The following is a 16,338-nucleotide window of genomic DNA, read 5'->3' on the forward strand; positions in this document are numbered from 1 at the left end:
TAGCCGGGATATAAGCATGTAGCCCGGCAATCTCCCAACGTTAACTCTTTTCAGACCATAAAAAAATTGTACCATTTAGGCTATTATCTATAGGAGTAGCTATGATTAGGAAATTCATTATGGACAGAATAAGAAGCCTTAAAGTAGTGTTATTTTACTTTATGACTATTACTATCCCTGCTGCTTATGCTGAACTTGGCCCAAAGGGCATGATCATTACTTCAAAATGTCCCAACTTATCAATTGAATATGCCCAGAGCTTTCCTCCTGATAGTCAGGTGTATGTAGATGGCCAAAACATCATTGCCTTTCAGTCAGCAAGAAATGGCGATGGCCATTACTCCGTAACCCTGCAAAATGTCAAAATTTATCCGGATGCAAGTAAACCCAATCAATATTGCTCTGCCGCCAAAATCGATATGGGAATTAATTTGCAACAAAACGAACCCTATTATAATTTCGTCGACTTACAAGGTGTGAATATCGGCTGCCAAGTTTTTAGGAATAACACAGCTGTTACGCAATTAATAATAGAATCGTGTAATGATTTTTAACGCGCTTTTCCTAACCTGATTACTTACTACTTAAATTACAATCCCTTAAAGGAGTCCCTCTCTATGCTCGTATGTCGTTAAACTCCCCTAACCTTAATCGCAAATCACTACTTTAAGGACTGTGTCAATTGGGAAATCCCTCTCGACGCTCGATGACGTGCAACTCGGATGCATCAAGACGATAGCGCACCATATCCCTCCAACAAAAATATTATTTTTTTGTTAGGTGGACTAAAATTAGCAATCATGGAGGTTAATTATGGAAGATTTTAGTATTCAAGAGGGTTTTCCTACAGTTTTTACCTTTAAAAAGACAAATGCCTCAGAATGGAAGCAAAAAATCCCGCATTATAAAGCTCAAATTCAACAACAATTATTAACTCATGGTGCATTGCTTTTTCGGGATTTACCTTTAACTACAGCTGAGCATTTTTCGGATTTTATTAAAGCAATAAATTTAGGGACTTTTGTAAACTACATTGGCGGCGACAGCCCTCGCGACAAAGTAATTAATAAAATATATACGTCCACTGAGGCTCCGCCTCATATTTATATTCCATTACATCAGGAACTTTCATATTTGAAAACTTATCCTGCTCATGTTTACTTTTATTGCGAAATTGAACCCGAATATCAAGGAGAAACGGTCATTGCCGATGCTAGAAAAATCTATAATTCACTGGATCCTGAGGTAGTAAGTCGCTTTCGCGAAAAAGAGTTAACCTATATTTCTCATTACTATCAAAAAAGCGCATTAATGACATTCATTAATTACTTAGCACGCTCCCATAAATCGTGGATGGATGTTTTTGAAACGGATAGCAAAACAATCGTCGAGCAATTTTGCCAAACTAATGAAATTAGATGGCGATGGCTTCGTGGGAACTGGATTGAATTAAAACACACTCGCCCCGCTCTTCTTCAACACCCAATAACTAAAGAAACCGTTTGGTTTAATCAGGCTCATCTTTATGATTTTAACCCTAAATTGTTAGGACTTTTAAATTTTCTTGCGGTCAAACTGCTATATTTTCGTCGCTTAACACGATTACATGAAGTCATTTTCGCTGATGGAAGCACAATATCCCGTGCTGATCTTTACCATATTCTTGATACATTGAAAAAACATACCGTCTCTTTTCCCTGGAAAAAAGGGGATGTTATGGTTTTAGATAATGTCCTTACCATGCACGGCAGAGCTCCTTTTAAAGGAAAACGTAGAATTTTAACTGCCTTAACCACTTAATTATATAAAAAACAGTCACTTTCCGACACCACTCTCTAAATAAAACACCACACTCATGTCATCATTATCAACTAATTTTAAGAAGATTTTATAATTAAGCTTTAAAATTGTTGCAGTGCAATAACATTTCGGTATAAATTTTCAGTTTGCTAAAAATTATATTTTCTAACTGGTTACTCATTTATTGAAAGGAAGCAATAAATTATGAAATATCCTCTATCTAGTTTCGTACCCTTACTTATTTTAACTCAAAGTGTCTTTATACATTCTTTGCAGGCAGCCAATGTGGCGCAACCCACGACATGCATTTCTTCGCAATTTATCGCATCTGGTGATGAATATTGGAAATCCATAATCTTAAAATTAACAAATAACTGCGGCCAATCAGTCGATTTTCAAAATGCTACTGTTACTTTTAAAAATAAAACAGCGATTAACACTTCATTTTGGGGAGACTTTGCTCCCCTGCCCTATCCCGATAATGTCTTAAATATCAGTTCGCAAATACAAACCGATGGAAACTATCTAGCCACATTGAATTTGCATTTTCCGTCTTATCCTGGTGCGAATAGCAAGCTACCAAATGGTAACAGTATTCAAATTAAATATGGCGTCAGTTCTGATCAGCATTTGGAAGGGAGCACCAATGTTTACACGGGAACGCCTGTACAAACCGGGAGTTTGATTTTAAATAATTCCTCAGCCAAGCCCAACAATGTTAGCCAGAATTATGCCTTGGTTCACTTAACGATGAACGGACAAATTGTCAATGATATTCAACTTCCCTGGGCCAACACCATAACCCTAACGGACCTGGCAGCAGGAAATTACAGTTTAGCGCCAGAAAGTATTTCTGACAGCAATGGAAATAGTTATCAAGGCAGCGCAACTCCAGCCAGCTTTACTCTCGCAGCCAACAGCGTTGTTAACTCAACCGTCAGTTACACCTTAGTACAGCAAATTGGGAAAATTGCCATTCATTTACAAAATCTGCCAAATGAATTAACTGGTTACACTGCAAGTCCTTCTGTTTTATTAACACAAGTTCAAACTGGAAACGCGATATCGCAACAATTAACCTGGAATACCACCACCGTTGTTTCACAATTAAAAGAAGGAAGTAGTTACAATTTTTCAACAGCATTAATTAATTACAACGGTTACAATTGCGCTCCAACCTTTACACCTTCAACAGCTGTAGCAAATGGAACCAACACACCTACTGTCAATTTAACGTATAACTGTGTTCAAGTTAATCAGGATACAGTCACGTTAAATATAAATGGGGCACCATCAACACTATCCTCACTGCCCATTACTTTAACCCCTAATGATAACTCAGCCACCATCTCACAAACCGTTAATTTAAGCAATGGTGCTGGCTCGAGTACTGTTTCTTTAACAGAGGGCGTTATTTATACGCTTTCTGCCCCATCTGTACCTGGATATACCATTCACTTTTCACCACAACCTTTAACAGTTACTGAAAATGCAATAGTAACAATTACACTAACTGGAAATGCCGGTACTCCCGTCGCAATAAATGGTCAGTTAACAGTTTGCGGTACTCAACTTTGTAACGAGCATGGAGATGCTATTCAACTAAAAGGAATGAGTACTCATGGTTTGCAGTGGTATGGACAGGGTATCTGCGTCACTTCAGGCTCTTTAGATGCCCTACGCAATAATTTTAAGGCTAGTGTGATAAGACTCTCCTTGTATGTACAGGAAGGAGGATATGAGACTGATCCCAGCAGATTTACCAACGAAGTGAGCACCTTAATTGATGAAGCCTTTAATCGCGGAATTTATGTTATTGTCGATTGGCACATCTTAAATCCTGGCGATCCCAATTATAATTTAACTCGCGCTAAAAAATTCTTTAGCGATATAGCAACGGTTCACAAAAATAAAAATAATATCCTCTATGAGATTGCCAATGAACCTAATGGTGTAAACTGGGCAACCATCAAAAGTTATTCAGAGCAAATTATTCCAGTAATAAGAGCCATTGATCCTAAAGCTCCCATTCTTGTAGGTACCCGTGCATGGAGTTCATTAGGTGTTTCTGAAGGTGCGACCTATCAGGAAATAGTCAATAATCCTGTGCGCTTTCCTAACATTATGTATACTTTTCATTTTTATGCAGCTTCGCATCGCGATGAATATTTAAATGCGTTGGACAATGCTTCTCGAATTTTGCCCATTTTTGTAACAGAATTTGGCACTCAAACTTATAGTGGAGATGGAGCAAATGATTTTGCTATGTCTGATCGCTATATGCAACTAATGGCATCGCGAAAAATAGGATGGACTAACTGGAATTATTCTGATGATTTTCGCTCAGGTGCAATATGGAAAACAAATACTTGTTCCAGTGGATCCTGGATTGATAGTAATTTAAAACCAGCTGGCGTTTATATTAAAAATAAAATTCAAACTCCGTAGCTATTAAATAATCAGGGTTTACTATATATAAAAGTGAACCCTGTAAAATTAAATACTCTTTTTAAACTCACTGGATATTTTGTGGTCGATAAAAAACTGAATATCATGTTTATTGAGATGCACTCCAGCATCGAGTTCATAACTAATTGCTGCAACCATACCTTGCCAATTCCTATCCTTCTCTTCTGCAAAATTTTTTCTGGAAAATACAAGAGGTTTCATCAAGGGCGAGAATAATTTAAATCGAGTTCTTTCCCAAGCATAGTTATAAATTTCTACAAATAAATCAAAATTTTCAGTAAAACAATTATCGTAAAATATTTCGGCCAAATCCCAGGCTTTGCGCGTACGACTATTTGATTTTTCTTTATAGTGCTTTTCTATCTCAGACAATAGCTCTACCAGATTGAGATTTTCTTTATCTTCCAAAAAATTTTTTTTAAGTCGGGAATCATTTTTTTGTGCAACATAAAGTGCCCAATATATTTTTTTAAATGCAATAACCTTTAATCCTAGATCGCGACTAATCGTTACTTGAGACTCTTTCGGTATATACATACTATCTTTTTAAAGTCCATTTTGTTCATCAGTATACACAAGATAGCAAATTCCACCATGTAAATTTCCTATTAGAGTTTTAAATTTACTCCTCCTATCGCGTAGTTTTACGTATTGTATCGCCTGACAGAAATTGTACAATAAATGAACTACTGGCTTATAATAAGAAATCAAGAAGCCTGGTATAACTTAACTTACTTAGGAGTCTTAAAATGAACCCTTGCAAACGAATTTTTATTGTCGGTCAGCCGGGAGCTGGTAAAGCCTTAGTAGCAAAAAAATTAGCAGAAAAACTTGGCTGGGAATTTATCGATGCAGATTTCGGTCTGGAATTTAGAGCTGGACGCAATTTGCGTGATCTATTGGGCAGCGAAGGTCATCAGTTTTTTTATGATTGCGAATCCACCATTTTGTCATCACAATTACAACAAGAAAATATTGTTGTGGCCACCGATGGCAGTATAGTTTGCAGCGAAAAAAATCGCGAACTTCTGTTAGAAGAATTTGTGGTATTTATTGATGTCAGCACATCAGTACAGCTTGAGCGGACTGCTCGCCACCCCACTCCTCTCCTACCCGTCAGCGATCTTAAGCAGTTTCTTGATAACCTTCACCAAGAGCGAGATAACTTCTATGAACAAGTTGCCAGTTTAACTATTGATAGTGATGATAATGAGCTTGAGCAACATTTATTGCACATAACGAAAGAAGCTTTTGAAACCAATGAAATTAAATCTGTTGCTGTCAAGCTGACATTAGATAAAAAAGACTTAACTCTTCTTCATAGAGATCGCTATGTTCCAATTCATTTATCAGAACAACAAGCAAGCTGTCTAAAGTTATTGGCCCAGGGAAAGAGTTCAAAGAATATTGCTCGAGAAATGAATATTTCATTTAGGACTGTGGAAGGTAATATCGCTAAAACCATGGAGTTACTGGGATGCACCTCGAGTAAAGAATTAATTGCCTTATATCATAATAATCCATAACTTTTAGCAAATAATTTGCTGCAATTTACAGCGAATTATTTCAACCTATAGTAAAAAGTAAATAATGCATCTAATATGAATGCTTACTATTCTAGTCTAAGGACAGACTATGTGGAGTTCCGCTCTTATTTTTTTAGCAGTAAGCACTTTTGCAGGGATGTTTAGCTATAGAAAAGATCCTTCCACCTTAACTTATATAGCGAAACTTATTTTTTATTTTTCTTTGATTCTATTTTTAGCATTATTATTTGGAGCAATTATGAGCTCAGCCCCTCCCCGTCTTCGTACTAAAATGTTACCTATCTAAACTATTCTTAGAGAAACAACGTTAAAAACGATAAGCCAGACGTAAAACTACAGAGTAGAGAAATGGGAAGTAAGCATCAGTTGGATTTAGCTGAGCCTCGCCATAACCAGCCGTATAATTTCCTCCCAGTTCACCCATGAAATGAGTATTAAAGCGATAATTTAAACCAGCTCCAAAAGCAGGACTTAAATGCCAATCATTGACGAGAATATCTTCACGATGAACACCGGCAGCACCTACACTCGAATAAAGTCTAAAATTTGTATTAGAGATAGGCAGCATAACTTTTGCCTTTAAATCTACTGTTTCAGTTTTTGTCTTAAATGTTGTTAAATTGTCATTTAAAAAGCTAAATAGACTTAGGGGATCAAAGTGTACATCCGCATCCGGGTAACGCATATAGTTTAATTCAATAGCCAATTGCGGGATAAATTCATAGCCGGTAAAAACGCCCCATACCCCTCCTCCTTCGTGAACATCAATAGGAGTGGACATACTAAGTGCCGCATTTTGATTTTCTCTCAATGGCACTAGTCCTTCCCAGGTTGTGGAACCGTAACCACCTAAAACCCCAAGATAAAAAGAATGTGAAGAGGCAATACTTCCTTGTGAACCCGCATAACTACTTAGTGAGGAAACGAATAATGGTAAGATATATAATGCTAAATTTTTAATTTTCACGATAACATCCATTTTTGTATCTTGACTAGCTGATAATCAAGATACAAGTTACTTCAGAGTTAATTATTGACATGCTCTCTTTGTAGAGCTGCAAAGTCTACCACGCGAGTCTACCCCGCCATAAAGATAACAATTCCAATTATCGATACAATCTTGTGTACTTGTATAGTGTTGATATTCACAAGCTTTCTGTATTGACCCAAAATAAGCTATTAGTCGCGTATAGAGCACATTCATGTCCTGACATACGCCACTTGGCAAACCTGAGGCGGTGCAGTAACAAATCGCAGCTGTTTTAAATGAAGGACAAAAGTTCGCATCATTGGTAGGCAATGCATTCGGGCAACTGGCAGCAAATACAGAGAAGTTGAAACAACATGCAAACATAGCAGCCACAATTATTCTTATCATCCTTGATCCTTATATAAAAAAAAAATTCTAAGAAACTTTACCAGAAAACTCAGTCACTACAAATAAAAAATTTCGTTTATTTTTCGCCACCAATAATTCTAATAACTTCATTGGCAATGAGTTCACGAAAAGCAGGCTTCAGATTGGCAGAGATAACTAGAGCCGGGGTATTTTGTTCTAAATTCAGAAAACAAGCATCAAATAAATTATTTATTTTTAATAAATCGTATTGATAATTTTTTATATTCTTTACTTTAAATCCAAAGAACTCAGCCTCATTTCCTTGATTAAAATTGTCCAAAAAACTACTTTGAACATTAACATTAATAAGAAAATTATTCCCTTTAGACGCGTTAAGGCGTCCACAGAGATTAAGAATTTGCGGATTTAACTTGGATGCAGGATATAGGGTTGTATATAACCAAACAAAAAATTTAATGAAATATTCTCGAACCCTTTTTTGCTGACGAAACGTACCTATATTCGCAAGTTTTACTAAATTTGAACACCCCTGATAGAGGGATGTTTTTACTAAAGACTCATGAACTTGTTGAGACAGTAATGCCAACGTAGTCTGTTGATTCGGCATTACCTTAATAGGCTCCAATCTAAGAAAACAACCTACAATGTTATCGTATTCTGTCAATTCGCGCGTTGATTTCACACGATTAATGCAAATAGGTGAGTTATTTTGTTGAGAATTCTGTCCACAATTAGACAATGCCCTTATAAGGGCTGCACATAAGCCATCAAGTATGCTGATATGGTTCTTAGCACAAAATGATTGAAACTGATTTAACGTTTCTTTCGGTATTTCTGTATAGGTTGAATAAGCAAATTGTTTCGTATTTTCTACAATGTATTCTGGCGAAAAACTAAATAAAGAAGCATCTTTGAGATAATTTTCCCAGAAAGCCATATCGCGATTTAAATATTCCTGAACATGATATTGCTCTGCCAATAAATAATCTCTGTAACTCGTCCTTTCTTTTATTTTGCTCTTTACTTCTTTTGCAGTTACATAAGATTTGGATAAATCAGACAAAATTATTTCAGGTGAAACCTCATCCGAAATAATATGCGGTACACATAGCTGTAATTCTGTCTCACTTTTGCTTAGATAAAATACACGAATGATTAGATTGGCTCTGTTTTTTGGCCACGCGTGGTATGTTATTAAGTCTTGAATAGAGTTTTGTAAAGCAATTTCTTTTTCCTCTTGCGATAAAGCTTCAAGACTTTTTTCAAAAATTTCGCAGGCAGCCTTTTTTTGTAGATATTGTATAGGACGAAATTTACCCACGCGATAAGATAATACTTCATGCTTTTGCAAAACAGCCTGCAAAGCAGCGGTTAGCGTTGCTGCATCAAGATGTCCTTCCAGTCGCTTTCTTGCCCAGATATTTAATTTTTTTGCTTTTGGTTCAAACGTATCAGCCAGCCATAGCAAGAGCTGAAAATCACTTAATGGAAGCTTCGCCTGCTTGTTAAACACCTCGTTAGTAGCTTTATGCTTTTTAACCGTTTTCTTCGCATTTTTCACTAAAGCAGCCAGGTGAGCAATCGTTGGATTTTTATAAAAATCATTTAATGTGACTTCCTTTCCCAACCGATAATTGATAGTTGAAATAACTCTTGCAGCAGATAATGAATGCCCTCCTAACTCAAAAAAATCATCATGGAGCCCTATTGGCGTTTTAACCAACTCTTTAGACCAAAGCTCTGCAATCTTTTTTTCCAGGATTGTTCGTGGCGGCAAATAAGATTGACTGGCAGTAAATTGAGGTAGCGGCAGGGCTGAGCGATCCAGTTTCTCATTGGCATTAAGAGGGAAAGCATCCATTCTGACAAAAGCGGTCGGGATCATATAGTTAGGCAAATATCGCTGCATATATTGGCGAAGCTCATTATTCTCGATAACCCCCTTGGGGTTTTTAAGAATATAATAGGCAACTAGATTTTTTTCCTTTTGCGGGACATCAAAAGCAACTATCACTCCAGCCTTTATTGCAGGATGTTTTGTTAAACAATTCTCAATTTCAGCAGGTTCAACCCTAAATCCCCTTATTTTTATTTGATGATCAATTCTGCCTATGCATTCCAATTCTCCTGTAGGCAATCGACGGCATAAATCACCAGTTTTATACAATCTGGCATCGACGTCTTCACTAAACGGATCGTTAATAAACGATTGCTCGGTTAATTTTGGATTATTCAAATACCCTCTGGCGAGACAACTCCCACCGAGATATAACTCACCAATTTCCCCCTCAGCTACGGGTATTCGATTCTCGTTGAGAAGATAAGATTGAACATGTGGGGCTAGTTCTCCAATAGGAACATTTGCTCCTATGTTATGAATATTTTTACTGTCTATTTTATAGAGGGTAACTGCAACACTGGTTTCAGTAGGACCGTACTCATTAAATAAGATATGTTTGGGGTAGAGCATTAACCAGGATGTACAATCACTTGCTGATAAATTTTCTCCCGCCAGCATAATTTTTTGTAAGTGAGGAAGAATAGTGGGTTTATTTTTTACCTCATATAAAAATACCCTGAAGTAACTCGGCGTTAGTTTTATAAAATTAACTTTGTTAGCTTTTAAATATTTTAAATATTGCCTTGGATCTTTTTTCACCCTGTCCGCACCAATAACAAGGGTCAAACCTAATGCTAAGGGCACTATAGAGGTAGTCAAAGCAAAATCAAAAGCATGATTAGAAGAAAAGTCGATACGTTCCCGAGGTCGACAATTACAATAATCAGCAAACCACAATGCATAGTCAACTACACCTCGATGTTCGACCAATACTCCTTTAGGTACACCAGTCGATCCTGATGTGTAAATAACATATGCCAAGTTTCGTGGTGTTACTACTGAAGAAGGGTTATCTACTTTCTGTTTTAATAGTGCCGGCTCATTATCAAACAATAATGTTTTACCTGGATAGCGAGTAAATTTTTTTTGGAACTCAAGCGTGGTAATAAGAAACTGGGTGTCACCTTCTTTTAAAATAAGCAGTAAGCGCTCTTCTGGATGGGATGGATCTAAGGGAATATAGGCTCCTCCTGCTTTTAAAATGCCCATAATAACAATTAAAAGCTCAATAGAGCGCTCCATACACAAAGCTACTCGCGTGTCAGCCTTAACACCCATTTCTCGTAAATAATGCGCTAATTGATTCGCTTTTTGATTTAATTGTTCATAGCTGAGCGAATGCTCTTCAAAAACAGCAGCAGTACTTTTAGGTCTCTTTTCGACCTGTAATTCAAACAACTCGTGTAAGGTTTGTGAGCTTTCCATCTCAATCTTTATGTTAATCCCTTTTTTATAACCTAACACAATTACATGATTAATTATAATTGCGGGATCAATTTATCTAACCATTTAGGCAAATACCAATTCCATTTTTTTAGAAGAGCCATTGTTGAAGGGACTAGCAAGGTACGAATTAAGAATGCATCAACAAAAATAGCCACGGCTATTCCTAGTCCGAAGGCTTTTACCATAAGCACATCTGCGACCAAAAATGAACCACAAATAAAAATAACAATAAGCGCTGCACTTGTGATAATACGGCTGCTTTTTTCGATACCAAAAATAATACTATCGTTGTTATTACCATTTGTCTCATGACATTCTTTTATTCTGGTCAATAAAAAGACTTCATAATCCATCGAAAATCCAAATAAAGCACAAAAAATGATGACTAACAAGCTAATATCCAGCATTCCCTGCGGTTCAAAATTGAGAAATTCCGATAAATACCCTTCCTGGAATACTAAAACCAATGCCCCATAGCAAGCGCAAAGACTCAATAAATTCATGATAATTGCTTTAATTGGCAGGAATAACGAGCGGAGTAAAATTAGTAGTATCAGATAAGTAAAAACAATAATCCATAGAATGGCAAAAGGAAGAATTCGCGCAATACTTTCCAATACTTCAGTATTAATAACCGGCGTACCAGTTAATTGAATATTCATTCCTGAGGCTGCTTTGATATTACGTAAGCTCGTAATCAATTCTTTTGTTTCTGGTGAATTAATTCGATATTTGCTCACCACACTCATTACGGTAAAGGAATAGCTGGTGGTTGTTTCTAAAAATTGCTTAAGGTTACTATCAAAATTTTTGCGCGAACTATATAGCGCATAATATTGTTTTTTATTTAAATCTGAATCCACCGTTACAACGCTATTAATTTGGTCAACGGCAGGGTTTTCTTTCAGTCTTTGTGACAAATTATACAAATGAGAAATATTATTTCTCGATAAGATATAACTATGAGGCGTTTGTACTACAAGAAGAACTGGTGTTAAGGTTTGAATATTAAATTTTTTAGAAAAAGTATCGAAAAACTGCCTACCCTCTGTATCTTTGGGTAGAATTTTATAATCGGATACCCCAAATTTTGCCCATAAAAATGGGTACCCGAGCATTAATAGAAAAATAAGAATAGGAAAGAAAAATAACAATGGACGTTTCACAATTTTTACTGCAAGCCAATGCCAAAAATGAAAACGATTTTTTTTATTTTTTCGCGTAAATTTTATTGGTAATGCGTTTATTCGATATTTAAGTGTGGCAAGAACAGCAGGTAACAAAACGATCGCGGTTAAAACAGCCACCAACACCGCAATCCCGCCTCCCATTGCCATGGAAAATAATATATTAATAGGAAATAAAAATAACGCGCTAAGACTGACAAGAACAGCTAGGCCGCTAAAAAAGACGGCTTTTCCCGCCGTTTCCACCGTAATAGCTATGGCCTCCTCGACTGTCACGCCATTATGTAATTCATCACGAAAACGACTTATGATAAATAAGGAATAATCGAGGCACAGACAAAGCCCTAACAGTAAAGCAATATTTAATGTAAAAATTGACAGTGTATACACATGTCCTAAAAAATAGAGCATGGTTAAAATAATTAATGCCCCTCCTCCCCCTAAAATAATTGGCAATAAAGCTGCAACCAGAGAGCCAAAAACGAGAATTAAAGTGATGATTGCTACTGGCGTCGCAACAAAATCGGCGTGATAAAGATCTTTTTGCGTTTGCTTATTAACTCCTTTTACAAAAATGGATTGACCTCCAAGTTCCACAGTCATATTGGTTGGTTTCTTTATTGCATTTTCAAACTTTTTTAAAAGACTATCCGTGAGAGGTTCACTACTTTTAACAATAACAACGACATAAGCCGTATGCTTATCTTTTGAAATTTGTTTTTTATTATTAGCGGGTAAAAGAATTTCATGCTCAATTGGAAAATCTTTTAATTCTTCTAGTGATTGTTTTATTTTCTTGGAGAATGAAGGATTTGTAGCTAAAAGCGTAGGACTTTTATAAATAATGAGAAATTTATTCGCATTATTGTATTTTAACTTCTGACTTAAGTATTCTTCAGCTTTAGCACTTTTTGAATTTTCATCAACGAAACCAGTCGTCTTAAATGGACTTATAATATGCGGAAGAAACGGAAGCGAGGCAATAATAATAAGTATCCAAAATACGATAATAAACCAGCGCAATGGATAAATAAGTTTTCCCAATTTATAAAAAAAATGATTTTGCATCCTAAGTATCCCTAATCATCTAGTCATGGATTAGACTTCTATTACCTATATCCTTTGGTCAAATTTCATTTTTAATAAAACAATGGTGATTTTTATCCAACTTTCTCACTTAAATGTAGGCCTAAATAGATAATTTTGCATTAATTTTGATTAGAGTGAATTATTAATAATCTTCCACCAAGGAATCTATCACTACTTTAAAGACTGTGCCACTGGGAGGAGATCCTTCGCTTCGCTCGGGATGACGTGAGGAGGTTTCAGTACTTGAACCCAATGAGAAATATTGATTGCAGACGCTATCACGCGACTCGAGCCATACCATGTCACTCGAGTCACAACACGCCATACTTAGCAATCTCCCGTCATCCCGAGCGTAGCGAGGGATCTCCTGACTTGTGAGGTTGATTTGAATTGAATGAAAGGATACTATCTCTCTCGTTAATCATATTAGCTATTAATGCATTTATAGGTAGGAAAACTGCCATTCTGAGCGTAGCTAATTTTTCCCTATGAGCATATTTATCATTCAAGGATCAGAATGAAATCCATTCGAAATACGCTGGGACCACTTTTTTTAATTGTATGTTGCCCACCTTTTGCCATTTTAATGTGGTATACGAATACCGCTTTGGATGGTTCTCTGAGTATGCTTTGGCAATTAATGAGCCAGGAAGGTTTCTTTCACACGCTCTATGTTATCTGGCAACCTGTCTTTTTCGGTTCAAAGACAGCCTGGATAATCATTTTTACTTTTATAGTCTTTGAATTTTTCCTGGTAAAAATATTAAAAGGAAAAACCTTCTATGGGCCAATAACCGCTAAAGGCAATGTGCCAGTCTATAAAGCGAACGGAATAAGCGCTTTTCTGCTTACAATTCTTATATTTTGCCTTTGTAGCTTCTATTTGCATCTATTTCCAGCAACAATTATTTATGACAATTTTGGTGCCATTCTCGGCGCTTTAAATTGTTTTAGCTTGATTCTATGTGTTCTATTTTACATAAAGGGACGTTTTTACCCCTCCTCCACAGATTCAGGCATTACACAAAATTTTATTTTTGATTATTACTGGGGAACTGAGCTTTACCCCACTTTTTGGCAAGTCAACCTCAAAATGTTTATAAATTGCCGATTAGGCATGATGAGTTGGGGATTAATTTTACTTTCTTATGCAGCTAAACAACATGCCTTATTGGGTATAAGCAATGCCATGCTAGTTGCTGTGGCCTTACAATTTATCTATATAACCAAATTTTTTATCTGGGAGACAGGATATTTGGGTTCTCTGGATATTATGCATGATAGAGCGGGTTTTTATATTTGCTGGGGTTGTCTTGTGTGGGTACCTTGTATCTATACTTCCCCCACAATGTATTTGGTTCTACATCCGCATCAATTGAGTACTTGGCTTGCCATCACTATTTTTATTGCCGGTACGGTAAGTATTGCCATTAATTATCTGGCAGACAGACAAAGACAATTAGTTCGAGCTACCTCAGGAAACTGCAAAATCTGGGGGAAAAAACCTCGTCTTACCCTGGCAAACTATCACACTGACTCTGGCGAACCAAAGCAAAATATTCTGTTAAGCTCTGGTTGGTGGGGAATCTCGCGTCATTTCCACTATCTTCCTGAAATTGCAGCTGCCTTTTTCTGGTCTGTTCCAGCATTATTCAACCATTTCTCGCCTTATTTTTATGTCTGCTTTTTATCTATTTTACTCTTGGATCGCGCGTTTCGGGATGATGAGAGATGTTCTAAGAAATACGGCATCTACTGGGAAACTTATTGCAATTTAGTTCCCTATAAAATCATACCTTATGTGCTTTAATAAGTAGTATCTTTGTGGGGATAACATTGATTACCCCCTATAAAGAGAACAACAATTACACAATAAATAAAAAAAAAAACCTACTATATTGATAATTGATCAAACATTCACTACAATGGCGCCACATTAAGCAGTATAGGTAAGACATCATGCGCCAAGTGAATAATGTGATTTATAATCAGGCAAACCTTAACTCATGGAATGACGAACTACCTAATCTCAAAAGCCAAATTCAATCAAGCTCTCATTTTATCGGCGAAACAAAAAAAGTATTAATACCCCTAAACAGCCAATTACAAGTCCTCAATTCAAATATAAGCAGTCTTCGTTTAAGAATTAATCTTGCAGAAATTGAACTTTCTCGCCATCAGCACCACCACCATGGACATAACCACCATGGCCACTCACATGGCATTATTGATGGTGTGGTCGATACGGTTGCAACTCTGAATTTAATCCAAATGAGAGGCGAGTTAAGTACATTACTTTCACAGCAAAGTGGTTTGGAAAGAGAAATACAAGACCACATTAATCAAATCCAACGAGCTGAAGACGTAATCGAAAAATGCCGAAAGCGTATTGAATGGATTGACAAGCATATCCAGAAAGGGCAGCAATTTTTGCAAACACTTAATAATAATCCAAGTCAGTTAACAACCCATCTGCAGCAAAAGCTTGTAGCAAATTTTAAAAATTATGATTTTTATCATCCAGCTGGCGTTAGCCCTCAAGTTCGCTTCTGTCTTTTAAATCTCCAAGAGAAATTTAATGAGTTGTTTACATTACCAGTGCCCGCAACATTATATCCACTGACCCAGGTGTCTTATCCCTATATTCAAACCTACCTCACCCAAACAACTTCTCATATCAATTATCTTCGCTTCTGCGGCTTCCTTTGGGAAATGCACCACAGAGTAGCAAATGAGGGAATCGATGAGGATTTTAACAATATACTTGTTGACCTTCTCAATGAAACACATATTCCTGAAAATGGTGATTTACCTGATCATATGGCAACAGGAAAAACAGCAAATATCTATTACCAGGAAATTAAACCGACCTCCTCTTATTTACAGGATTTAACTAACGAACAATTAATAGACTACGAATCTAAAATTTTTGAAGCACAACTTTCATGGCTTAAGCCATACTTAAAGAGAGAAAATCCACTACAAGTTCATATCGCCAATGCTGTTGCTTTAATTGAAACAGAGATTAAAGAAAAGCAGCAAAAAAATGAACCTGTCGATTATCATTTTTATATTCATGCGGTGCGTGATTTTAATAAAATTACACGGGAAGTCCCTGATAGTGAAGTTATTACTCACTTGAATTTGCTTGCAGAACATGCTTCAGGCTCCCCATCGTTAGGTAAAAAAATTGGAGGAGTCTTGCTTACTATCGGAGGACTAGCTCTTATTGTTGCAAGCATCGCTGGATTATGTGCTACTTTTGGTGGAAGTATTGCTGGCATAACATTGGGTCTCACTATCTTGCAGGCCAGCGCGCTTACACTAACGGCTATTGGCGGCAGCGCACTGACCTTTTTTGGTGTAAAAACGGTACAAAATGGTATGCAAAGGGGCTTATCAAAAGAGTTGCAGCATATTCATGGCGATTGTCAAAGTCTATACAGCCCTTCTCAACCTAATTATGGATAAGTGGGCTACAATAATCACTTATACACTACCTAATTGATTATTTACTAAAAAGACTAAAGTCGAGATATA

General features: G+C 36.6%; 11 protein-coding genes. 6 read left to right on the plus strand and 5 right to left on the minus strand.

What is annotated here, in order from left to right:
• Nucleotides 1–101: 101 nt before the first annotated feature.
• From PXX05_RS07565 to PXX05_RS07575, 3 genes are all read left to right on the plus strand, one after another.
• Nucleotides 102–554 (plus strand): hypothetical protein, encoded by a 453-nt coding sequence (locus tag PXX05_RS07565; RefSeq protein ID WP_275087620.1) that lies wholly within the window; start codon nucleotides 102–104, stop codon nucleotides 552–554.
• A gap of 259 nt (nucleotides 555–813) precedes the next feature.
• Complete coding sequence (locus tag PXX05_RS07570) at nucleotides 814–1,800, plus strand: TauD/TfdA family dioxygenase (protein ID WP_275087621.1); 987 nt, start codon at nucleotides 814–816, stop codon at nucleotides 1,798–1,800.
• 204 nt (nucleotides 1,801–2,004) lie between these two features.
• Nucleotides 2,005–4,248: a cellulase family glycosylhydrolase gene (locus tag PXX05_RS07575; RefSeq protein ID WP_275087622.1), complete on the plus strand. Its 2,244-nt coding sequence runs from the start codon at nucleotides 2,005–2,007 to the stop codon at nucleotides 4,246–4,248.
• Between the two features lie 48 nt (nucleotides 4,249–4,296).
• On the opposite strand, the gene PXX05_RS07580 is transcribed toward PXX05_RS07575, so the two are convergent.
• Complete coding sequence (locus tag PXX05_RS07580) at nucleotides 4,297–4,806, minus strand: hypothetical protein (protein ID WP_275087623.1); 510 nt, start codon at nucleotides 4,804–4,806, stop codon at nucleotides 4,297–4,299.
• Nucleotides 4,807–5,018: 212 nt separating this feature from the next.
• On the opposite strand from PXX05_RS07580, the gene PXX05_RS07585 reads away from it, so the two are divergent.
• Nucleotides 5,019–5,795, plus strand: coding sequence for a shikimate kinase (locus tag PXX05_RS07585; RefSeq protein ID WP_275087624.1), 777 nt, complete (start codon nucleotides 5,019–5,021; stop codon nucleotides 5,793–5,795).
• A 328-nt stretch (nucleotides 5,796–6,123) separates the two neighbouring features.
• Here the strand turns inward: PXX05_RS07585 and PXX05_RS07590 are convergent, their stop codons facing one another.
• The 4 genes from PXX05_RS07590 to PXX05_RS07605 form a co-directional block, all read right to left on the minus strand.
• On the minus strand, nucleotides 6,124–6,783 hold the full coding sequence (locus PXX05_RS07590) for an outer membrane beta-barrel protein (RefSeq protein ID WP_275087625.1): 660 nt from the start codon (nucleotides 6,781–6,783) through the stop codon (nucleotides 6,124–6,126).
• A gap of 63 nt (nucleotides 6,784–6,846) precedes the next feature.
• Nucleotides 6,847–7,194, minus strand: coding sequence for a hypothetical protein (locus PXX05_RS07595; protein ID WP_275087626.1), 348 nt, complete (start codon nucleotides 7,192–7,194; stop codon nucleotides 6,847–6,849).
• 76 nt (nucleotides 7,195–7,270) lie between these two features.
• A complete protein-coding gene (locus tag PXX05_RS07600; RefSeq protein ID WP_275087627.1) occupies nucleotides 7,271–10,501 on the minus strand; it encodes a non-ribosomal peptide synthetase in 3,231 nt (1,076 codons plus the stop codon).
• A gap of 53 nt (nucleotides 10,502–10,554) precedes the next feature.
• Nucleotides 10,555–12,777: an MMPL family transporter gene (locus PXX05_RS07605; protein ID WP_275087628.1), complete on the minus strand. Its 2,223-nt coding sequence runs from the start codon at nucleotides 12,775–12,777 to the stop codon at nucleotides 10,555–10,557.
• Between the two features lie 538 nt (nucleotides 12,778–13,315).
• Between PXX05_RS07605 and PXX05_RS07610 the strand changes: the two genes are divergently transcribed.
• Both PXX05_RS07610 and PXX05_RS07615 read left to right on the plus strand, forming a co-directional pair.
• Nucleotides 13,316–14,608, plus strand: coding sequence for a phosphatidylethanolamine N-methyltransferase family domain-containing protein (locus PXX05_RS07610; RefSeq protein WP_275087629.1), 1,293 nt, complete (start codon nucleotides 13,316–13,318; stop codon nucleotides 14,606–14,608).
• 149 nt (nucleotides 14,609–14,757) lie between these two features.
• Entirely contained in the window at nucleotides 14,758–16,269 is a 1,512-nt protein-coding gene (locus tag PXX05_RS07615; RefSeq protein ID WP_275087630.1) for a hypothetical protein, read from the plus strand.
• Nucleotides 16,270–16,338: the final 69 nt, after the last annotated feature.

It is taken from the genome of Legionella cardiaca, from assembly GCF_029026145.1.
GTDB lineage: Bacteria > Pseudomonadota > Gammaproteobacteria > Legionellales > Legionellaceae > Tatlockia > Tatlockia cardiaca.